Raw genomic sequence first — 22,437 nt, 5'->3', positions numbered from 1 at the left:
AATCAGTTAAAACCTTTACAACCTAAAAGTACCATCAATCGATCATGAATAAGCCAGGGATGAAATGCAATGTTTTCTGCCTTCTCCGGCGCATCAGGTAAGGAATCGCCATTGCGATGATTGTGCAGATTGATTGCTGAATGATGGGCATCTGGCTGATGCCGATCGGTTAAGCGCGCCATCGGTGTTGTCGTTTGTTTGATTGGTTAATGGCAATCGCTATTTTGGCGGTTATGGCAAAGATGGTGCATTTTTCGTTTTTACCCATTTGATTCAGTGGGTTGTTCCGTTCACCGTCAGTTTCAGGCCAGGTAAGGCGCCAGCCGCCACCTGGCAGGAATGCGGGCATGGTAGCGAAAACCGGCCTGTTATCTCCCTGGTGGTGCTGTGCAAGCGCCTCATATTCCGGTTCAGCGGGCTGTTCCGTTCACTGTGAATACGGAGATAGTTTTTCTGACTCTTGCGTGTGAACGGGCAGGGGGACGTTTCGCCCGTCCCCCTGCACCCCCGGCATGGCGCTGGAAACCTGCCGCTGCGCGGTGCGCTCCACTCCGGCTTCATCTGGCGGACCGGGCGGGACTCGACGTCCCTGTCTCGACCCACCCTCTGGCCGCCGTCCTGGCGGCCAGTCCTGGATGTGCGCCTGCGTTCCCGCCAGGTTTCCCTGATGCGCCCAACCCCCCGGCGGTGAGCCCGCAGTAAACCTGCAACTGCCTGACCGCTGAAGGTGATAAAAAACTGTTTCTTTAATCAGCGACGAATACTCTGCTGAAATCACAAAACACACCCATTCACGGGCGACGGTAGACCGTGAGTAGGCCGGGTAAGGCGTAGCCGCCACCCGGCAAAAATGCGGGCACAATAATTTCATACAGATTCGGTATCACGCTTAAACCTGCTTCACATTCTGGTTCCGTGGGCTGTTCCGTTCACTGTCAGTACGCAGTCAGTCTTTCTGTTCGTTACGTGTGAACGGGCAGGGGGACGTTTCGCCCGTCCCCCTGCACCCCCGGCATTGCGCTGGAAACCTGCCGCTGCGCGGTCCGCTTCACTCCGGCTTCATCTGGCGGACCGGCTGAGACGCGGCATCCTTGCCGCGACTCAGCCTCTGGCCGCCGTCCTGGCGGCCAGTCCTGGATGCGCGCCTGCGTTCCCGCCAGGTTTTCCTGATGCGCCCAACCCCCCGGCGGTGAGCCCGCAGGAAACCTGCAACTGTCTGGCCGCTGAAGGTGATAAAAACTGGGGAAAATACCTCTGCCTCACCTGAAAGACTGACAGTGAGTAGGTCAGGTAAGGCGCCAGCCGGCAAAAATGCGGGCATGATAGCTAAATGGGCTTGTTATCCCCCGGTGGCGCTGCGCTGACCGGGAGGCGAACGCAGTGCCGGACTCTCATATTCCGGTCCCGTGGGCTGTTCCGTTCACTGTGAGTACGCCGATAGTTTTCTGACCCTTGCGAGTGAACGGGCAGGGGGACGTTTCGCCCGTCCCCCTGCACCCCCGGCATGGCGCTGGAAACCTGCCGCTGCGCGGTGCGCTCCACTCCGGCTTCATCTGGCGGACCGGGCGGGACTCGACGTCCCTGTCTCGACCCACCCTCTGGCCGCCGTCCTGGCGGCCAGTCCTGGATGTGCGCCTGCGTTCCCGCCAGGTTTTCCTGATGCGCCCAACCCCCCGGCGGTGAGCCCGCAGGAAACCTGGAACTGTCTGGCCGCTGAGGGTGATAAAACACAGAACCTCTCCTGAAAAAACGAACAGCGACGAATACCCTGCTGAAACCACAAAACTCGCAGCGATGCCCTGGTGCCCGCTGAAACCGGCGAACCGGAGACCCGAAGACAAGGGCTGGACGCCAGGGATGGCGGCCAGAGGCGAATCGAGACAGGCCGTCGAGTTGAGCCGACCGCAGGCTGAGGGTCGGGAGGTGAGCGCAGTGCGCAGCACCGGTTTCTTTGCGGGACCGCGGGGATAGTAAAGGGGGAGACGGTTTTCTCCCCCTTTACCCGTTCACGGGCGACGGTAGTTCATTTTCTGCGGGATTACGGTGAACGGAACCCGTGGCGTAGGGCCTGTATTTATGGGATTCCAGATCAGGTAAGGCGTCAGCCGCCACCCGGCAAAATGCGGGCACAATAATTTCATACAGATTCGGCATCACGCTCAAATCTGCTTCACATTCCGGTTCAGCGGGCTGTTCCGTTCACTGTGAGTACGCCGATAGTTTTCTGACCCTTGCGAGTGAACGGGCAGGGGGACGTTTCGCCCGTCCCCCTGCACCCCCGGCATGGCGCTGGAAACCTGCCGCTTCGCGGTGCGCTCCACTCCGGCTTCATCTGGCGGACCGGGCGCGACTCGACGTCCTGTCTCGACACGCCCTCTGGCCGCCGTCCTGGCGGCCAGTCCTGGATGTGCGCCTGCGTTCCCGCCAGGTTTCCCTGATGCGCCCAACCCCCCGGCGGTGAGCCCGCAGTAAACCTGCAACTGCCTGGCCGCTGAAGATGATAAAAAACTGTTTCTTTAATCAGCGACGAATACTCTGCTGAAAGCACAAAACTCACCCATTCACGGGCGACGGTAGACCGTGAGTAGGCCGGGTAAGGCGTAGCCGCCACCCGGCAAAAATGCGGGCACAATAATTTCATACAGATTCGGCATCACGCTTAAACCTGCTTCACATTCTGGTTCAGCGGGCTGTTCCGTTCACGGTGAATACGGAGATAGTTTTTCTGATCCTTGCGAGTGAACGGGCAGGGGGACGTTTCGCCCGTCCCCCTGCACCCCCGGCATTGCGCTGGAAACCTGCCGCTGCGCGGTCCGCTCCACTCCGGCTTCATCTGGCGGACCGGGCGGGACTCGACGTCCCTGTCTCGACCCGCCCTCTGGCCGCCGTCCTGGCGGCCAGTCCTGGATGCGCGCCTGCGTTCCCGCCAGGTTTCCCTGATGCGCCAAACCCCCCTGCGGTGAGCCCGCAGGAAACCTGCAACTGCCTGACCGCTGAAGGTGATAAAAACCGGGGGAAATATCTGCCACATCTGAAAGACTGACAGTGAGTAGGCCGGGTAAGGCGTCAGCCGCCACCCGGCAAAAATGCGGGCATGATAGCTAAATGGGCTTGTTATCCCCCGGTGGCGCTACGCTTACCGGGGCTACGGGTCCTCAGCCGCCTGAAGGCGGGGAGCCCTATATTTATGGGATTCTCAAAATCATAATGTGGCAATATAAATGGCAAAAAAACAGAGGTTAATTTTGTGCATCTAAAAAATAGACACAACAAGATAAAGTCACCAGGCGTGATGAATATCTGAACGGATGACTATAGCAGGCTATTCAGCGAGCGAAATTGAAGAACGCGTAGTGAGCGTAAAATGCATCAAGTCTGGCTTAATTTTGCGCATTTTATCATGAAATGATAAATATCAGTGATTATTCTGCCTGACCAGAGGTTAATGAGTGGTCTCTTATCCTGCACGGGTTCATATTGAAAGATAACCATGTGTCAAAAGCGTAATGAGGGACAAAAGATATGTATTATCGTTATATCTTATACGTTAAAATTACACCGTAAAATTATAACCTGTTGTAATTATTGAGGAATGCTGTTGGTTGGATACACATAAGAATTTTCTCAAATCTGGCTACTGATCTGCGAGTTTTGCGCCTATTCTTAAGTACTAATCTGTAATTTCAGAATTTGACTGACAGTAGGGGAGTGATCAACCGTGTATCATCATAGATAAATGCCAGTGATACAATAATCTGACAGGAATCGATAGATTAATAACCATATGGGTGGGAATGATAATGGTGAGTTTGAAAGCAGTTATACCGGTTGCAGGGTTAGGGATGCATATGTTGCCTGCCACCAAGGCCATTCCAAAAGAGATGCTGCCAATTGTCGACAAACCGATGGTGCAGTACATCGTTGATGAAATTGTCGCTGCTGGTATTAAAGAAATTGTACTGGTGACCCATTCTTCCAAGAATGCCGTGGAAAACCATTTTGACACCTCTTATGAACTGGAAGCGCTGCTTGAGCAACGCGTAAAACGCCAGTTGCTGGCGGAAGTGCAGGCCATCTGCCCTCCGGGCGTCACCATAATGAACGTGCGCCAGGGGCAGCCGCTTGGTTTAGGCCATTCAATCCTTTGCGCCCGTCCGATCGTCGGCGACAATCCGTTTATCGTGGTATTGCCGGATGTCATCCTTGACGACGCCAGCGCCGATCCGCTGCGCTATAACCTCGCCGCAATGGTGGCGCGTTTTAACGAGACGGGCCGCAGCCAGGTGCTGGCAAAACGTATGGATGGCGACCTTTCCGAATACTCTGTGATTCAGACCAAAGATGCGCTGGAGTCCGAAGGCCAGGTTGCGCGCATTATTGAGTTTATTGAAAAACCTGATGAACCGCAGACCCTGAATTCCGATCTGATGGCGGTTGGCCGTTATGTGCTGTCCGCTGATATATGGCCGGAGCTGGAACGGACGCAACCGGGCGCCTGGGGCCGTATTCAGTTAACCGACGCCATCGCCGAACTCGCGAAAAAGCAGGCGGTCGATGCCATGTTAATGACCGGCGACAGCTACGACTGCGGTAAAAAAATGGGTTATATGCAGGCCTTTGTAAACTACGGACTGCGTAACCATAAAGAAGGGGCAAAATTCCGCGAGAGTATTAAAAAGCTATTAGCGTAATTTTGTACCCGGCGTTTTCAGGCGTATACGGATACCCTGAATAATTTGCGTTACAGGGAAAAAATGCGTCAGGCGTTTTTGCTCAGTTTTTGTGTTTGCTCAAAAAGCGAAGCCCTGAGACGGGCCGGGTTATTGCCCACGCTCAGGAAACGGGCAGTATGACGGCTATATAAACATCAACGGTTGCCGCGGTTTGTTAATAAACCGCGGTGCGAATCCGTTTATTTGCCTGAATGGCCGTGACGATTTGTCTTAATAGATTAGTAATGTAAAACAATGGGTTACATTTATTTTGTTATGTTGTATCGCTCTGGCAAGGCGGAAAACGTTCGGAGGTTTCTGGTAGTCAAAAAGAGCGCCTCATGATGGAATGGTCGGACTAGCTGAATTTAATCTTTGCTGATAACCACTTACCAGGATTTTTCTTAAAAAATAAGTCCTGAATCGCATGCGGTAGCAAAATAAAACTTGACTGAGATCATGTTTGCACATTAAACAACGGATAAGGTATGCACAATAATGTGAAGTTCATGGATGTGTATGCCCGGACTGACGTCGCAGTATAGACATTACGGACAGGAGAGATCGTCAAAGGATGAAAAGTAAATGAACTGGCAGCTTGTCACTTTTTTTGGCGATAGTACCGTGCTGTTACCCAGTGCGGCCGTGTTGTTTATCGTCCTTTTATTGCGCAGGGATTCAACGTCAGTGGCCTGGCAGTGGGCGCTGGTGTTTGGCATTACTGGCGCAATAGTTTGCGCATCAAAACTGGCCTTTATGGGGTGGGGAATAGGGAACCGCGAGCTGGATTTCACCGGTTTTAGCGGGCACACGGCATTATCCTCCGCTTTCTGGCCCATTCTTTTATGGCTGCTGTCTTCACGCGCTGTACCCGTTGTGCGTCTTTTTTCGGTTTTGTTTGGTTATGCCTTAGCCGGGTTGGTGGGTTACTCACGATTAATCATTCATGCCCATTCACCCTCGGAAGTGGTTGCCGGTTTACTGTTAGGCGCGGCAGGAAGCGCCTTGTTCCTGGGGCTGCAATTGCGTGCCAGTGGCGTACATACCGCGCCTCTGTCGTGGGGAAGCCTGGCAAGCGTGCTGATCATTCCTGTGTTGCTGTTGAACACCGGAGCAAAAGCGCCAACGCAGTCTTTATTAGCGGAGATTGCGGTTAAGATCGGCCCGCTGGATAAACCCTTTACCCGGGCCGATCTGCATAAGCGTTTTTACTGACAGAAACGGACAACAGTGTGGGGAGTACGCTTCGCCACACGGTATGAATGGAGCCCCTCTATGGCGGGGCGTGCGGCGGTATCGCATTTCATATTCATGAAATAGATTGATGATATGACATTGTGCGCAACAATTAGCATAATGATAATCAACCAGGATGTATCCTAAATAATGTGTCAGGCCAGATATCGAATTTATTAATGAAAACAACAGTTGGATATAATTGTTTTTACTATTAAATCTTGTAGTTGACTAATTATAATTAATTTGCAAGTAAATCAACACAATTAATGTGGAAAAAAGATAGTAAAATCATGCTGTTGCGATTTTTTAAGCGATGATGGTTAGAATGTGTTTATAGGTATTTGACGGCAAACAATATTGTTATGAGACCCTTTGCTTATGCCGGTTGCATGGGAGTAAATAATCAAAATTACACTCCCAATTGACGGCAGAATCTCGTAAACTTATTGCCGAAAAATTGATTACCTTGCTGTATTAATTGCCGATTCGCTGACGCGATCGGTTGAATTTAAACGGAATTAAATGAACGAAGAAGTACAGTGCATTGGTAGCTGTTAAGCCACGGGCGGTAGCGTACCTGCTGACTGGGCTTTGCCGTTTGTTGTTACACTCATCTCATGCGAACAAAATTCTTAAAGTCGTCCCCCACAGGTGATTATCCCCACAAGCTGTATATACTAACGCCTTTGTCAGCAGGCCCGCTGTTGACTGTATAACGCATGCGGGAGAAATCTCTGTGCGCGCTCTGCTATGGAATGGCCTTTAATGATAATTTCGCTTACATTTATGTACGGCAGGCTCGCTGCTAAAAGCGGAGCAGGCATGATCCCTGGATGGCGTTCATGTCTGAGTTTGCTGCCGCCATAACAAAATTTGTCGCATGAACTTAGCAGGGGTGGCGCCAGAGAGCGCTGCGTCTATCAGTGTTTCCCTTGTTGTATCGGCTTGCGGAAACGGGGCTTAAATGGATCTTGTTCAATGATAAAAATTACGCGAATCGCACTGGCTCTGGGACTGCTTGCGTCTACCAGCTCACTTGCCTGGGCTTCCGGCCTGGTACTGAATGACAACGAGCTGCGTAACGACCTGGCATGGCTCTCCGATCGTGGCGTTATTCACCTCAGCCTGTCCACCTGGCCGCTGAGCCAGGAAGAGATTAACCGGGCGCTAAAAAAAGCAAAACCGTCCTACTCTTCTGAACAGATTGTTCTGGCGCGAATCAACCAACGTCTCGATGCTTTAAAAGCGGATTTTCGCGTAAGCGGCTATACCTCAACCGATAAGCCGGGTACGCCGCAGGGATTTGGTCAGAACCAGCCTGCCGATAGTTCTTTGTCACTAGCCTTTAACAACAGTGGCGAATGGTGGGATGTTCACCTGCAGGGGAATGTTGAAGGCGACGAACGCATCAGCAACGGCTCACGCCTTAACGCTAACGGCGCTTATGGCGCGGTGAAGCTGTGGAATCAGTGGCTCTCCTTCGGCCAGATGTCGCAGTGGTGGGGGCCGGGTTATGAAGGCAGCCTGATTCGTGGGGATGCCGCTCGTCCGATGACCGGCTTTTTAATGCAGCGTGCCGAACAGGCCGCGCCGGAAACCTGGTGGCTGCGCTGGATTGGCCCGTGGCAGTATCAGATTTCCGCCAGCCAGATGAATCAATATACCGCCGTGCCCCACACCAAGATTATCGGCGGGCGTCTGACCTTTGCGCCGTTCCAGTCATTAGAACTGGGCGCATCACGCATTATGCAGTGGGGCGGTGAGGGGAGACCGGAGTCGTTAAGCAGTTTCTGGGATGGTTTCACCGGGAAGGATAATACCGGGACGGATAATGAACCGGGTAACCAGCTTGCAGGCTTTGATTTTAAATTTAAGTTAGAGCCGACTTTAGGTTGGCCAGTGAGTTTCTATGGTCAGATGATCGGTGAGGATGAGGCTGGCTATCTGCCATCGGCGAATATGTTCCTGGGTGGCGTGGAAGGGCACCACAGCTGGGGTAAAGATGCGGTGAACTGGTATGTGGAAGCCCATGATACGCGTACCAATATGAGCCGGACCAACTATAGTTATACGCACCATATCTATAAAGATGGTTACTATCAGCAAGGTTATTCACTCGGGGATGCGATGGGCGGTGATGGTCAGCTCTTCGCCGGTAAAGTTGAACTGGTCACCGAAGAAAACCAGCGCTGGAGTGCGCGTCTGGCTTATGTAAAAGTGAATCCGAAAAATCAGTCGATTAATAAGGCCTTTCCGCAAGCAGATACCCTCAAAGGGATCCAGTTAGGCTGGAGCGGCGATGTGTATAAATCTGTGCGCCTGAATACGTCTCTCTGGTACACCGATGCAGATAACAGCGATAGCGATGATGTGGGTGCGAGCGCCGGGATTGAAATTCCCTTTAATTTATAGCCTTAACGCAACGGCGGGAAAACTTGCTGTCGTCAGGGGATTAAAAACTTTTGGTTTATTGATGATATGACATTATGACGAAAAAAATTGTTAGATTTTCTGCATTGGCATTAGCGATAGGGTTTTTATCCGGTTGTACGATTATGCCGGGCCAGGGGTTAAACAGCCTGCGAAAGAATGTGGTTGAGCTACCGGATAGCGATTATGACCTGGATAAACTGGTGAATGTTTACCCAATGACACCGGGGCTTGTGGAGCAACTGCGTCCTGAACCGGTGATTGCACGCTCTAATCCGCAGTTAGATAGCCTGCTAAAAAGCTATGAGTACCATATTGGTATTGGTGATGTGCTCATGGTCACCGTATGGGATCACCCGGAACTGACCACGCCAGCGGGTCAGTACCGCAGTGCCAGCGATACCGGCAACTGGGTGAACTCAGACGGGACAATTTTCTATCCGTATATTGGTAAGGTCCAGGTGGCGGGGAAAACGCTCAGTCAGGTTCGCCAGGAAATTGCCAGCCGTTTAACCACCTATATTGAAAGCCCACAGGTGGATGTCAGCATTGCCGCGTTTCGTTCTCAGAAAGCCTATGTGACAGGTGAGGTGACTAAATCTGGTCAGCAAGCGATTACCAATATTCCACTAACGGTCATGGATGCGATCAACGCAGCGGGTGGCTTGGCCGCTGATGCAGACTGGCGGAATGTAGTGCTGACCCATAACGGCAAAGATACCAAAATTTCACTGTATGCACTTATGCAGAAAGGCGACCTCACCCAGAATCGCCTCTTGTACCCCGGCGATATTTTATTTGTGCCACGTAACGATGATCTTAAAGTCTTTGTGATGGGTGAAGTGGGTAAACAGAGCACACTGAAGATGGACCGTAGCGGAATGACCCTGGCAGAAGCCTTAGGCAGCGCGGAAGGTATGTCACAACAATATAGTGATGCCACCGGAGTGTTTGTTATCCGTCAAATAAAAGGTGATAAGCAGGGTAAGATTGCCAATATCTACCAGCTTAATGCCCAGGATGCATCGGCGATGGTTCTGGGGACAGAATTCCAGTTGCAGCCGTATGATATTGTCTATGTGACTACTGCGCCGCTGGTCCGTTGGAATCGTGTCATTTCACAACTTGTACCGACCATTACGGGTGTACACGATATGACAGAAACCGTTCGTTATATTAAGAATTGGAATTGATTATGTTTGACTCGATTCTGGTGGTTTGTACTGGAAATATTTGCCGCTCGCCAATTGGTGAACGTTTTTTGCGGCAAGCGTTGCCTGATAAGAGAATAGATTCAGCCGGCACGGGGGCCTTGGTTGACGCTGGCGCTGATGAGAGTGCTGTAAAGATTGCGGAAAAGCATGGAATTTCATTAGCAGGACATCAAGGACGGCAGTTTACCTCAGCACTGGCCCGTCAGTATGATTTGATTCTGGTAATGGAAAGATCGCATCTTGAACAAATTGGGCGGATCGCGCCGGAAGTCAGAGGGAAAACGATGCTGTTCGGCCAATGGATAAATCAAAAAGAAATCCCCGATCCATATCGAAAAAGTGATGAAGCATTCGCTTCGGTATATCAGTTAATTGAGCAGGCTGGCTTACGTTGGGTTGAGAAGTTGGGCGCATAATTATCAGGAATAATGGCATGTCATCAGTGAAAAACAGAACCGTCGAGAAAGAAGCGGATGAAATTGATTTAGGGCGCCTAATCGGTGAGTTAATTGATCATCGGAAGCTGATTATCTCCGTTACCGCATTATTTACGCTTGTTGCGCTTCTGTATGCGCTATTTGCGACCCCGATCTATCAGGCCGACTCGCTATTGCAAGTGGAGCAAAAACAGGGCAATGCGCTCCTTAATAGCCTGAGTCAAATGTTACCGGATAGCCAGCCGCAGTCAGCACCGGAAATCGCACTATTACAGTCACGGATGATCTTGGGGAAAACAGTTGACGATCTAAATTTGCAGGCACGTGTCGAGCAAGACTATTTTCCCTTATTGGGCAAGGGGTGGTCGCGGTTAACCGGACAAAAACCAGGTCGTTTGGTCGTCAGTAGACTTTATTTACCGTCGGATAGTGATCTGGATATTCCAGAAATGAAGCTGATGGTTAAGGACAAAAAACACTATAATGTAACTTTTAACGATCAGGAGATGACGGGAGAGGTTGGTGTTTTACTGAATACCAAAGGTATTGCTCTTAAGATTGATAAGATTGAGGCAGAACCAGGTTCTAAATATATTATTTCTTATGTAAGTAAGCTCAAAGCAATTAATGACTTACAAGATGCATTCTCAGTTGCTGATCAGGGAAAAGATACCGGAATGTTAACTCTGTCATTAACAGGTCCTGATCCGTTGTTACTGGAAAAAATACTCAATAGCATCAGTAATAATTATCTGGCGCAAAATGTGGCGCGGCAGGCCGCACAGGATGCCAAAAGCTTGGAGTTTCTTAATGAACAGTTGCCTAAAGTACGCAATGAGTTAGATATTGCAGAAGATAAACTTAATCAATATCGGCGACAAAAGGATTCAGTGGATCTCTCTTTAGAGGCAAAATCAGTTCTTGAGCAGATCGTTAATGTTGATAACCAGTTAAATGAACTGACGTTTCGCGAATCAGAAATTTCACAGCTATATACCAAAGAACATCCTACCTATAAGGCTTTGTTGGAAAAGCGTCAAACTTTGCTTGATGAAAAAGCCAAGCTTAACCAACGTGTTTCGGCCATGCCGAAAACGCAACAGGATATCTTACAGTTAAGTCGGGATGTTGATTCTGGGCAGGCAGTTTATATGCAATTGCTAAACCGTCAACAGGAACTTAATATTGCTAAATCCAGCGCCATTGGCAACGTACGAATTATTGATACAGCTGTAGCCCAACCTAAGCCAGTAAAACCGAAAAAGGTAATTATTTTATTAGTTGGAATCATCTTAGGCGGGGTGATATCGGTAGGATTAGTTCTGCTGAGGGTGTTCTTACGTAGAGGGATAGAAAGTCCGGAACAACTGGAAGAGGTAGGCATAAATGTTTATGCAAGTATACCTGTTTCGGAAACGTTTGCTAAAAGAAGCACACAATCTCTTAGATTGAGTAAAAAATCAGGAAGTGAATTTCAAAGCTTTTTAGCCGTTGAAAACCCGGCAGATTTGGCAATTGAAGCTATACGTGGTTTGCGAACCAGCTTACATTTTGCGATGATGGAGGCGCGGAACAATATACTGATGATTTCCGGAGCCAGTCCTAATGCGGGGAAAACTTTTGTCAGTTCTAACCTTGCGGCAGTAATAGCGCAAACTAGGCAGAAGGTCTTGTTTATTGATATGGATATGCGAAAAGGTTATACCCATAAATTATTTAATTTAAACAATGATAATGGGCTTTCAGATGTTCTGTCTGGCAAGGTTGAAATTAATAAGGCAATAAAAACTTTTTCGATTGCAGGATTTGATTATATTTCACGTGGCGTGGTCCCACCTAATCCAGCTGAGTTATTAATGCACCGTCGTCTAGAAGAACTGCTAAACTGGGCAAGTGAAAATTATGACATTGTTATATTAGACACACCACCTATCTTAGCAGTAACGGATGCAGCCATTATTGGACATTATGTTGGCACAACACTATTGATCGCTAGATTTGAGCAAAACACAATTAAAGAAATAGAGGTTGGTGTTAAACGCTTTGAACAAAGTGGTGTTGTCGTTAAAGGCTGTATACTCAATGGCATGGTGAAAAAAGCAAGTAGTTATTACGGTTATGGTTATAATCACTATGGCTATTCTTATTCCGATGATAAGTAATCCAAATGCCGGGAAACCGGCATTATTATAAATGGTCAAAAATGAAAGCATATATAGCAATACCCGTTTATAATGGCGGTAATATCTGGGCACAGACTGCGGAACAAATTAGCAAATATACCCCTAATGATACATTGGTTGAAGTGGTGGATTCAGGAAGTAAAGATGAGTCCGTAGCTATAGCCAATAAATATGGGTTTAATGTGTCACACATTAAATCATCCGATTTTAATCATGGTGGTACAAGAAATTTCTTAGTTAATTTACATAAAAATGACTATGATATAATTATTTTTATGACTCAAGATGCCATACCAGAACCTGAATTTTATGAAAGAATAATAAATGCATTTAATAATCCATTAGTTTCCTGTGCATATGGTAGGCAACTTCCACATTATGATGCAAATTCCATATCTCAACATGCAAGATATTTTAACTATCCTCAACTAGGTTATATTGCATCTAAAGCTGATGTGCCAATAATGGGGTTAAAAACGGTATTTACATCAAATTCTTTTGCAGCATATAGAATATCAACATTTATAGAGCTTGAGGGATTTCCAGATAGTACAATATTAAGTGAAGATATGTATTTCGCAGCAAAGAGTGTAATGGCAGGCTATAGTGTTGCATATGTATCTGGTGCAATTGTACGCCATTCACACAATTATTCCACACTAGAAGAGTTTAAAAGATACTTTGATATTGGTGTCTTTCAAACGGACGAATCGTGGATTAGACAAAAATTTGGTGGTGCAGGTGGAGAAGGAAAAAGATTCTTGCTATCTGAATTTAAGTATTTACTTAAAAATAATCCGTTGTATCTTCCCATATCAGCCGTACACAACTTTGCAAAGATCTTAGGATATAAATTAGGTCAAAATTATAAAAAACTACCCATCAGTTTTGTCAAAAAATTTAGTATGCACAGACGTTTTTGGGACTAATACAGTTATAAAATTAATTGCATAACCGTTTTGTTATGCTTCAAATTAGAGAGCGGAATATTAGCCATGACAAGTTTGAATCATCGCGGACGCTCAAAGCCAAACGCATCTTTGATATCAATAGTACAACGCTTTACAGATATATCAATTATATTCGTTGGTCTTTATGCTGTCTGCTTAATAAATAATAAATATTTTGGGTATAACCAAATATTAGTATGTTTGATCGTATTATCTGCTTTCCAGATGATCGGTGGTATATCAGACTTTTATCGCTCCTGGCGTGGAGTGAAATTGTCAGCCGAACTAAGTTTGGTTCTGAAAAATTGGACTTTAAGCCTTCTGTTGGTTATGGGGATAACTACTTATTCTGACGTGTTAGGCTTGCCTTTTAAGATCATGCTGGAATGGTACTTATTTGTTTGTTTGGGCGTAATAGCTTGCCGGATGTCGATTAGGGCTGGTGCGAGATTTATTCGTACTTTGGGCTATAATACGCGAAGAATTGCGATAGCGGGCTCAATGCCTGTTGCAATAAACTTAGCAAAAAGTTTTATAGATGAGCCATGGTTAGGTTTTGTTGTCGTGGGGATTTATGATAATAAAATAGTTGATCATACTGAAATAGAATATAAAGGTGATTTTTCAAAGCTTATTGTAGATGCTAAAGCAGGTAAATTAGATAGGATTTACCTGGCAATGAGTATGAGTGATGAGCTTGAAATGAAAGAATTAATAAGAAATCTAACAGACACAACCTGCTCTGTTATTTTGATACCAGATATTTTTACCTTTAATATTCTACAGTCGCGGACTGAAGAGGTTAATGGTGTTCCTGTTGTACCTCTTTTTGACACACCTATAAATGGTATAAATATGGTCTTTAAAAGACTGGAAGATATATTTGTATCATTGCTGATAATTATTTTAATATCACCACTTCTGTTAATTATTGCTATAGCTGTAAAGATATCATCTCCTGGCCCTGTTATATTTAAACAAACAAGATACGGTATGGATGGAAAAGCAATCAAGGTCTGGAAATTCCGTTCAATGACTGTAATGGAAAATGATACTGTCGTAAAACAAGCAACCAAGAACGATATACGAGTTACTAAAGTAGGCAGTTTTTTGCGCAAAACATCACTGGATGAACTTCCTCAATTCTTTAATGTTCTGGGCGGAGGGATGTCCATTGTCGGGCCAAGACCACATGCGGTTGCTCATAATGAGCAATATAGAAGTTTAATTGAAGGTTATATGTTAAGACATAAAGTCAAACCTGGAATAACAGGGTGGGCACAAATAAACGGTTGGCGTGGAGAAACTGATACTTTAGATAAAATGCAGAAAAGAGTTGAATATGATTTAGAATATATCAGGGAGTGGAGTATTTGGTTTGATTTAAAAATAATACTATTGACAATATTTAAAGGGTTTATTAATAAGTCAGCATATTAAGACGCATATTTGGTGACTATGATGCAATAAATAATAATATATTGGTTTGTGATGAAAAGTTTTATCTGTTGTTACGAGCTAATTTGTTATTCACATTCAAATGACCATAGCATAGTTAACTCAAACCTTTAGGCGTTATCTTAAGCATTGAGTGAGTGTTTAAGTGTATGTTTTCCACGTAGTTGTTATTTTTTAGGAAGGGGGAAAAATGTCAAAGGTGAAAAAAAATATAGCTTGGCTAATGTTAACGCAAATATCAAGCTATATTTTTCCTTTGTTAACGTTGCCTTACCTTATTCGTGTTTTAGGTATTAATAATTATGGGGTTTATGCATTAATATTGGCATACTCCCAATATTTTTTGCTGCTTGTGGATTTTGGATATAATTTAACAGCAACTCGAGATGTTGCATTAAATAAGCATGATCCTATAAAGCTAAGCAAGGTGTATTGGATTACGATGTCTTCAAAATTAGTTCTATGTATTTTGGGATTCACTCTAAGTTTTCTTATGGTCTTGGTGTATAATGAAAAATATATATGGATTATGTTTGTTGCATATTTTTCGATAATTGGTAATGCTTTTTTCCCTGTATGGTTATTTCAGGGGTTAGAAAAAATGCGATATTTGTCGATTATATCGGTTATAAGTAGAACTGTAGTACTGATCTGTACTTTCTTATTAGTGAAAGGGAAAAATGATATATATATGGCTCTTGCTGTGTATAGTCTTACTTTTCTTGTGCCATCTATTATTCTGAATTTTAAGGTTTGGCACATGAAACTTGTCTCCTTTTACTCCCCAACATTTATGGATATTACAACAAGTTTAAAATTAAGTTTTCCTGTGTTTATATCTAACTTTGCAATTAGTTTTTACACTAATTTTAATTCAATCTTATTGAGCAAATATGAACCTATTGCAATTGTCGGTAGTTATTACTCTGCAGACAGGGTAAGAATTGCTGCTCAAACATTATTAACACCTATATCACAAGCAATTTATCCAAATGTATGTGATTCACAGCGAAAAAAAAATAATATCCAACTTATAAAGTTTGGGTATGCATTCATGATCGTAGGATTTCTAATATCACTTGGAACATTTATATTTTCTTTATATTTTTCTGATTATTATTTTGGCATCGAAAATAAAACAGCATCTTACTATCTTGGCGTTATGTCACCGATAATATTCATAGTGTCTATTGCAATGGTTTTTGGTCATTGGTTTATGGCTGGAAATGGCTATAATAAAGAATTAAGTGTGTTATATACAGTTTGTTCTATTTTTCATTTGTTTTATTCAATACCTATTGTAAAATATTTCGGTGTTATTGGTCTTATTTTGGCCTCGATGTCAACTCAGTTGATCATAGCTCTAATGATGGTTTTATTCTATATAAAAAAGAGGAGGGTATAATGTGAAAAAAAATATAGATGTGATAATATTACATGAATATGGTGCGCATAATCATTATGCTGGTTTGGAGTATTTTTTAAAAAGTAGTGAGATATATAATAAGCCGCAATATAAAGAGTTTAGTATAACTAGACGATTGTTAAGAGGTATCAAAAATAAGAACGGGGCGCTTATACTAAAAACAATTAAAAACTTTGTGTGGTTGCTTATATCCTTTTTATTTCCTAGAACGAACAAGAATAAATTTGTAATATTGGGGATGGCTCCATTAGATTGGAGGGTGATTTATTTAGCAAGAATACTAAAATATTCAACTATTATATATCATTCATCATGGATAGATTGGTCAGGTAATAATTTTCCGAAAAATAATTCTATATCAAAGAAATTAATTACCAATAAATGGAAGTGTTTTTTATCAAAAAGAGTAAGTTCTATTGCAGCAGTGACAAATAAAACTGCTGATGAAATTAGAGCGTTTTTGCCGGGAGATAGTAGGAATAAAATAAATGTAGTATATCATGCATTTGATGATGTATTTTTAAGTAATGAAATAAAGTTTAAAACAGAGGATTTACATATTCTGTTCGTAGGACGTCTTGTAAGGCAAAAAGGAATCGATAAAATTATTGAGTTAAGTATTAGATATCCTAACTGCAAATTTACATTTGTTGGTAGTGGAGAGCATTATAGAAAAATTTTAGAAAATGAGAGGGGGAATATTCACGTGGAAGGATATGTTGAATCTAAATCCGAGCTTGCGAGAATTTGCTCTGCAAATGATATAATTCTATTGCCATCGGTTAAAATAAATGGGTGGGAAGAACTATTCGGCATCTCTTTAATTGAGGCTATGGCTACGGGTTGTATTCCTATAGTAACAGACCATATGGGGCCCAAAGAGATACTTAATCATAGTAATGAGTTAAAACAATTAATTTTCTCAGAGGAACAATTTATTAATGGTGCATCTTCTATTCTTGATAGATTTTATTATGATAAAACTTATCTTCGGGAAATGAAGCAATTCTCACGCAATTGTGCAAAAAATTTTTCTATTAAATCTATAAGCATTTGTTGGAAAAATGTCTTTGATATAGCTAAAAGCAATTTTTGACTTGGTGGACGTTGATATGGTATATGGAATAATTCTTATTTATTATGAGAACTATGCTGATAAATCTATTCATGAATTCTATGATTTATTAAAAAAAATAGAACCGGATTCAAAGCTTATAGTAATAAATAATTCAAGTAATAAGTTTTCTAATAATTTTGATGTGGTGATTGGTAATAATAAAAATTGGGAGTTTAGTGGTTGGGATGTAGGACTATCCACTATTGAGGATATTAATAGTTCAGATATTTTTATTTTTTGTAATGATACATTCTGCCACCATAATCCATGGAATGAAAATATAAAAAGAAAATTTATTAGAACTTTTTCAAATGTTATAAAAGAAAATAATAGGCATGCTTTTATTGGTATTGCTGGGACGACAGATAGTGTATGGAAAGAATTTTCAATTGAAGATAAGACATTTAGCCATTGGATAAGTTCATATCTTTTTTTGATGACCGGTAGTTTACTAGAAAAAATGGGGGGTAGTATTTGTATTGATGAAAATACATTAGATAATTATGTAAAATTAGATCGATTAAATCATCTTCGATGGAATGAATGTATCTCGAGTGATTTACAGTTGCATTTAACTGGCTGGATGTATGGTAACGGAAATGGATGGTATAATAAAGATAATATATCTCCAGAAAAAAAAATCAGGAAGATAAAAACTATCCTCAATGAAAAGTATTTAACAGCAGTTTGTAATTATAATGATGGAAGAGTTATTGAGGTTAAATTTATTAAACGGTTAAAGTTTTTCTTTTGGAGCTTGATTTTCTTTTCTAGAAAAAGGAAATATCATGTTCAATAAACATATTTTGGCTACTCATTTCTTAGGTATTACTCTTTTAGGATCATTTATTCCTTTCAAAATATATCCAGTTATTTATATGATATCCGCAGTTGTAATATTTTTTATGGGGTTAACTAGAAAAAATATTTCTGTCTTTCTGTTCGCATTTTTATATGGCTCGTATTGTGTACTGAGTTTTTTAGTTAATGGCCTCGGAAGTGATGAAGCCGACCTTGCCATTATTAAATTGATTTTTAATTGTGGTTTTTTTTTGGTTATAAGTATATCTTCTGTTTTTTCTAAAAAGTCAGTCGAAAATGACTTTCATGCACTTGAGATTATAGAAAAATATCTTGCGGTTGTAGTCATTCTTTCCTTTTTACAAATATTACTACTTCAAATTATGTCAGGTGGAATCAAATTTAGCGCAGATAATTCTTATACTGCCGGGTTAATGTTCACTGAACATACTATGTTTTGGGGAGTGCAAGATAAAAATATTATGGGAGCAAAAATATCGCTTTTTGGCTTCTTGCACTCATACGTATATTTTCGTTTAAAAGGTAAGGTTAATTATTTTTTTGGATTCATATATATAGTATGTTCCGCATTAACACTGTCTAGAACTTCATTGTTACTATCCGCATTTACTTTTTTATTGCTGGTGTTTTTTACAATAAGGCCAGTATATCGTTATTACATAATATTGCCTTTAATGTTTTTTATAGGTATAGCAACTTTCCCTATAATTGCTAATCTAGTCCGACTTGATAGCATTACTAATGTAAGTCGTGATGACGGGATGGGAATTCGGGTATTGTATTGGAGTGCTTTTTTTTCTAGGATATCAGATATCTCTATTTGGGGGGATGGATTGTTAAGTGCCAGTAAATTCCTTGGTCAATATAGTATAACTGGAAGTGCTAATAACATGCATAATTTATATATAAATAATTATCTTGATCTCGGTATACCTGGTTCTCTATTTTACTTAGGATTTCTTATCTCTATTTTTACAAAAATTTGTCACAGGAATAGAAATACAATACATTCAATATTAATGATAGTCCCTATATTAGTAATTACAAATACTCTTTATACCGGTTATGACAATGATACATGGATATATTACTCACTAGTTTTTGTTATTAGTGGGTTAGACTTTTTGGGTAGAAAGAAAAAAAGTTTATACAATCAATCGACAGTTATGGCTACTATCAAATGAACCGTGAATTAATATTTATCTCTATGCATTTGCCGTCACCTGATTTTCCTCAGGCAGGACAAAAACTTGCATATACTAGATTGAAAAAATTTACTGAAGAGTACAGTGTTCATCTAGTGTCTTTCGTTAATGATGCAGAATATGAATATATACGCGAAGAAAACTATACTTTTTGTAAGTCTGTGTCATTTATCTCACTGTCAAATTTTAATAGGTTAAAGAACTTTATTTTCAGCTTTTATCTTCCGGCAAAAGTAGCGATTCGGAATGATAGGCGAATGAAGAGAAAACTAAATTTATTATTAGAAAAATATCCTGTTGCTCACATCCATATTGAATTTGAGCAAGGAGCTGTGTATTTACAGGATAAAATGAATAATGATACTACTGTTGTTTTTCATGATGTTATATCTCAATCCTTAGCAAGATTCGCCGAATTAAACACTTCGTTTATTAAAAGTTTTTTTTATAAAACTCAACATAAGAAAATGTTTCGTTGGGAGCAAGTTATTATAAAAAAAATAACAAATAAAATAGTTTTGAATGAAAAAGATGCTAAACTCATTAGAGATATTTCAGATTCAGTATCTAATGTTTATATTGATTATCCTGTAGTTTCGGATATATACAAAAAAATTTCAAGGGATAAGGTGATACCTGGTTGCCTTTTATTTTGGGGAGCAATGAGCAGATTCGAAAATATTGATGCTGTTCAATGGTTCGTTAACGATATATTCCCTATCATAGTAAATGAAGTTCCTGAAACTAAATTGTTTATAGTCGGTTCTAATCCTACTGAAGAAGTTAAATTACTTGAAAGTGATAAAATAGTTGTTACGGGATATGTTGATGATCCTGTTCCATTTTTCGAAAAGGCGCACATAGCAATCGTTCCTTTGAGATATGGTGCAGGTATAAAAATAAAAGTTATCGAGGCATTAGCTGCGGGATTAGACGTTGTTACTACTGATGTAGGGGCTGAAGGAATAATTGATCAAGGACAAAAGTTATATATCGCAAATAGTACTGCGGATTTTGCCGAAACTATAATTAACATAATTAATGGAAAGTTAACCTTAACTGCTAATAATGTTGATATGAATTTGTAAGCATGTCTATTAATGGATTCAACTTGATAAAATAAAAGTCAGTATTAACCAGTAGAAATCTTTCTATATAGACATGTTTGAATTCAATCGAGAAGACTTCAAATATGCAGGGTATAATATTCTTCTGCAACATTTCTGAGTTCACCTATAATTGATGTTCTAAACAGTTATAACAAATGGATATGGCAGAGTGAGCATGCGCGCTGTCTCTGATAATACCACTTGATGCATTAAAAAATCCTTTATAGAAAGATATAAGGTTTAGTCTCAAGTAGAATCAAGGCCATGTATGATGTGCTATGAATTGTTGATTATATGTATTTGATTTATCACAATTGACATAATTATACCAGTATAATTAGGGCCTATGATGTGCCTGTCAATAAGGACATACAGTAGTAAACAGTGGCAAGATATCCCGTACTGCCAGAGTAACCTTCTGCGGCAGGAGTTGCCTCTCTTTGAAAAATTAGTCTGTGGGTGATGTCGTGAAAAATAAAATGAATTTCACCTGAACATGGTTTTTTTATTCTAGCATACCTGAAAAGTCTTACAGTTAAACAATAGATTGCGAGATCACGAGTGAGTAATGATAATCCGTATGCTGAAGAGTTGTTCAGGACGCTGAAATATTTGTGCTGGCCGTTCTTTGCTCTAAATTGCCACCGAGTGGTTCGTACCATGATGAAAGGAACGTCATCGGCTCGCTAGTCCTGTGTGACAACATCGTTGACATTTATTGGTACACGCAAATTGATAGCAAATGTTGTTGATACAGTTCTTTCTATGTTGTCTTGTCGACTTAATATATATGGAGGCATTCAATAAATATTTCTACTGTGCAGGCTATTTAGAAATCGATTTTGAGTTTACGTGTTTATTGTGCGAAGAAATCTCTTAGCTAAATAACTGCTCGGAATAGTAGATCACTCAGGGGGAACTCAGTCCGGTTTATGCGATCTGATCAATCGCTGAATATCCCAAATCACCAACCGGACTGAGCGATGCCGATCATAGCACCAATACCCCGTGGCGAACGACGCCTGATGCAGAAAGCTATCCATAAAACTCGCGATAAAAATCATGCCCGCAGGCTAACGGCTATGCTGATGCTTCATCGGGGTGAACGGGTCAGCGATGTTGCCAGAACACTCTGTTGTGCCCGTTCATCCGTTGGTCGCTGGATTAACTGGTTTACGCACTCAGGTATTGAAGGCCTGAAATCCTTACCCGCAGGACGCTCCCGACGCTGGCCGTTCGAGCATATTTGTGCATTGCTGCGTGAGCTCGTTAAGCATTCTCCCGGCGATTTTGGTTATCAGCGTTCCCGCTGGAGTACCGAACTGCTGGCGATAAAAATCCGTGATGTCACCGGTTGTCCGCTACATGCTTCAACCATCCGGCGATGGTTACCTGCTGCCGGACTGGTATGGCGCAGAGCAGCGCCAACACTGCGTATCCGGGACCCGAATAAGGAAGAAAAAATGGCAGCGATTAATGTGGCGTTAGCCAGCTGTAGCACAGAACACCCGGTGTTTTACGAAGATGAAGTGGATATCGACCTCAATCCCAAAATCGGCGCTGACTGGCAGTTACGCGGGCAGCAAAAACGCGTTGTCACGCCGGGGCAGAATGAAAAGTACTATCTTGCCGGTGCGCTGCACAGTGGTACGGGCAAAGTCAGCTACGTGGGTGGAAACAGCAAAGGTTCATCATTATTTATCAGTATGTTAAAACATCTGAAGGCGACATACCGGCGGGCAAAATCGATAACGCTCATTGTCGATAACTACATCATCCACAAAAGCCGTGAAACGTTGCGCTGGCTGAAAGCAAACCCAAAGTTCAGAGTGATTTATCAGCCAGTTTACTCGCCGTGGGTCAATCATGTTGAACGGTTGTGGCAGGCGCTTCATGAAACAATAACCCGAAATCACCAGTGCCGTTCAATGTGGCAACTGTTGAAAAAGGTTCGTCACTTTATGGATACCGTCAGCCCATTCCCCGGTGGAAAGCATGGGCTGGCTAAAGTGTAGCGGTATTAGGATCAGTTATTTAGCTGAGATGTATGAAAATTTCAGCTTTGAGCTGTAATGTAAAACCTTTTTGATTTGTTAAAATATTTTGCGATCTGACAACTGCAAGATTCAAACAGG

Annotated in this window: 15 protein-coding genes; 14 read left to right on the top strand and 1 reads right to left on the bottom strand. The window is 42.5% G+C overall.

From position 1 onward, the window contains the following. Window positions 1-2 precede the first annotated feature (2 nt). On the bottom strand, window positions 3-182 hold the full coding sequence (locus FN037_RS24040) for a hypothetical protein (protein WP_142503327.1): 180 nt from the start codon (window positions 180-182) through the stop codon (window positions 3-5). 3,612 nt (window positions 183-3,794) lie between these two features. On the opposite strand from FN037_RS24040, the gene galF reads away from it, so the two are divergent. From galF to FN037_RS23970, 14 genes are all read left to right on the top strand, one after another. Continuing rightward, entirely contained in the window at window positions 3,795-4,691 is an 897-nt protein-coding gene (gene galF / locus FN037_RS24035) for a UTP--glucose-1-phosphate uridylyltransferase GalF (RefSeq protein WP_171034829.1), read from the top strand. 606 nt (window positions 4,692-5,297) lie between these two features. After that, complete coding sequence (locus FN037_RS24030) at window positions 5,298-5,927, top strand: phosphatase PAP2 family protein (RefSeq protein WP_138359887.1); 630 nt, start codon at window positions 5,298-5,300, stop codon at window positions 5,925-5,927. Window positions 5,928-6,929: 1,002 nt separating this feature from the next. After that, complete coding sequence (locus FN037_RS24025; RefSeq protein WP_142503326.1) at window positions 6,930-8,363, top strand: capsule assembly Wzi family protein; 1,434 nt, start codon at window positions 6,930-6,932, stop codon at window positions 8,361-8,363. A 74-nt stretch (window positions 8,364-8,437) separates the two neighbouring features. Further along, window positions 8,438-9,574, top strand: a complete 1,137-nt coding sequence (locus tag FN037_RS24020) for a polysaccharide export protein (protein ID WP_142503325.1) — start codon at window positions 8,438-8,440, stop codon at window positions 9,572-9,574. 2 nt (window positions 9,575-9,576) lie between these two features. Next, on the top strand, window positions 9,577-10,011 hold the full coding sequence (locus tag FN037_RS24015; protein ID WP_142503324.1) for a protein tyrosine phosphatase: 435 nt from the start codon (window positions 9,577-9,579) through the stop codon (window positions 10,009-10,011). Between the two features lie 17 nt (window positions 10,012-10,028). Beyond that, window positions 10,029-12,194: a polysaccharide biosynthesis tyrosine autokinase gene (locus FN037_RS24010; protein ID WP_142503323.1), complete on the top strand. Its 2,166-nt coding sequence runs from the start codon at window positions 10,029-10,031 to the stop codon at window positions 12,192-12,194. 41 nt (window positions 12,195-12,235) lie between these two features. Further along, complete coding sequence (locus FN037_RS24005) at window positions 12,236-13,144, top strand: glycosyltransferase family 2 protein (protein WP_142503322.1); 909 nt, start codon at window positions 12,236-12,238, stop codon at window positions 13,142-13,144. Between the two features lie 66 nt (window positions 13,145-13,210). Continuing rightward, window positions 13,211-14,605, top strand: a complete 1,395-nt coding sequence (gene wcaJ / locus FN037_RS24000; protein ID WP_142503321.1) for an undecaprenyl-phosphate glucose phosphotransferase — start codon at window positions 13,211-13,213, stop codon at window positions 14,603-14,605. A 208-nt stretch (window positions 14,606-14,813) separates the two neighbouring features. Next, window positions 14,814-16,028: an oligosaccharide flippase family protein gene (locus tag FN037_RS23995; RefSeq protein WP_142503320.1), complete on the top strand. Its 1,215-nt coding sequence runs from the start codon at window positions 14,814-14,816 to the stop codon at window positions 16,026-16,028. A 1-nt stretch (window position 16,029) separates the two neighbouring features. Beyond that, window positions 16,030-17,145, top strand: coding sequence for a glycosyltransferase family 4 protein (locus tag FN037_RS23990; protein ID WP_142503319.1), 1,116 nt, complete (start codon window positions 16,030-16,032; stop codon window positions 17,143-17,145). 16 nt (window positions 17,146-17,161) lie between these two features. Next, entirely contained in the window at window positions 17,162-17,965 is an 804-nt protein-coding gene (locus FN037_RS23985) for a hypothetical protein (protein WP_142503318.1), read from the top strand. Continuing rightward, window positions 17,955-19,172: an O-antigen ligase family protein gene (locus FN037_RS23980; protein ID WP_142503317.1), complete on the top strand. Its 1,218-nt coding sequence runs from the start codon at window positions 17,955-17,957 to the stop codon at window positions 19,170-19,172. The genes FN037_RS23985 and FN037_RS23980 overlap by 11 nt, the downstream gene beginning before the upstream one ends. Continuing rightward, window positions 19,169-20,281, top strand: a complete 1,113-nt coding sequence (locus FN037_RS23975; RefSeq protein WP_142503316.1) for a glycosyltransferase — start codon at window positions 19,169-19,171, stop codon at window positions 20,279-20,281. Before FN037_RS23980 ends, FN037_RS23975 begins: the two co-directional genes overlap by 4 nt. Before the next feature lie 1,004 nt (window positions 20,282-21,285). After that, a complete protein-coding gene (locus tag FN037_RS23970; protein WP_142503315.1) occupies window positions 21,286-22,317 on the top strand; it encodes an IS630 family transposase in 1,032 nt (343 codons plus the stop codon). Window positions 22,318-22,437 lie beyond the last annotated feature (120 nt).

It is taken from the genome of Klebsiella sp. 2680 (genome assembly GCF_900198535.1).
Classification (GTDB): Bacteria; Pseudomonadota; Gammaproteobacteria; order Enterobacterales; family Enterobacteriaceae; genus Klebsiella; species Klebsiella indica.
This window is presented reverse-complemented; position numbering and strand designations above follow the sequence as displayed.

What these genes read in the sequence shown, in the direction of transcription:
- FN037_RS24040 (WP_142503327.1), bottom strand. Translation starts at nt 182, where the DNA reads ATGGCGCGCTTAACCGATCGGCATCAGCCAGATGCCCATCATTCAGCA.
- galF (WP_171034829.1), top strand. Translation starts at nt 3,795, where the DNA reads ATGATAATGGTGAGTTTGAAAGCAGTTATACCGGTTGCAGGGTTAGGG.
- FN037_RS24030 (WP_138359887.1), top strand. Translation starts at nt 5,298, where the DNA reads ATGAACTGGCAGCTTGTCACTTTTTTTGGCGATAGTACCGTGCTGTTA.
- FN037_RS24025 (WP_142503326.1), top strand. Translation starts at nt 6,930, where the DNA reads ATGATAAAAATTACGCGAATCGCACTGGCTCTGGGACTGCTTGCGTCT.
- FN037_RS24020 (WP_142503325.1), top strand. Translation starts at nt 8,438, where the DNA reads ATGACGAAAAAAATTGTTAGATTTTCTGCATTGGCATTAGCGATAGGG.
- FN037_RS24015 (WP_142503324.1), top strand. Translation starts at nt 9,577, where the DNA reads ATGTTTGACTCGATTCTGGTGGTTTGTACTGGAAATATTTGCCGCTCG.
- FN037_RS24010 (WP_142503323.1), top strand. Translation starts at nt 10,029, where the DNA reads ATGTCATCAGTGAAAAACAGAACCGTCGAGAAAGAAGCGGATGAAATT.
- FN037_RS24005 (WP_142503322.1), top strand. Translation starts at nt 12,236, where the DNA reads ATGAAAGCATATATAGCAATACCCGTTTATAATGGCGGTAATATCTGG.
- wcaJ (WP_142503321.1), top strand. Translation starts at nt 13,211, where the DNA reads ATGACAAGTTTGAATCATCGCGGACGCTCAAAGCCAAACGCATCTTTG.
- FN037_RS23995 (WP_142503320.1), top strand. Translation starts at nt 14,814, where the DNA reads ATGTCAAAGGTGAAAAAAAATATAGCTTGGCTAATGTTAACGCAAATA.
- FN037_RS23985 (WP_142503318.1), top strand. Translation starts at nt 17,162, where the DNA reads ATGGTATATGGAATAATTCTTATTTATTATGAGAACTATGCTGATAAA.
- FN037_RS23980 (WP_142503317.1), top strand. Translation starts at nt 17,955, where the DNA reads ATGTTCAATAAACATATTTTGGCTACTCATTTCTTAGGTATTACTCTT.
- FN037_RS23975 (WP_142503316.1), top strand. Translation starts at nt 19,169, where the DNA reads ATGAACCGTGAATTAATATTTATCTCTATGCATTTGCCGTCACCTGAT.
- FN037_RS23970 (WP_142503315.1), top strand. Translation starts at nt 21,286, where the DNA reads ATGCCGATCATAGCACCAATACCCCGTGGCGAACGACGCCTGATGCAG.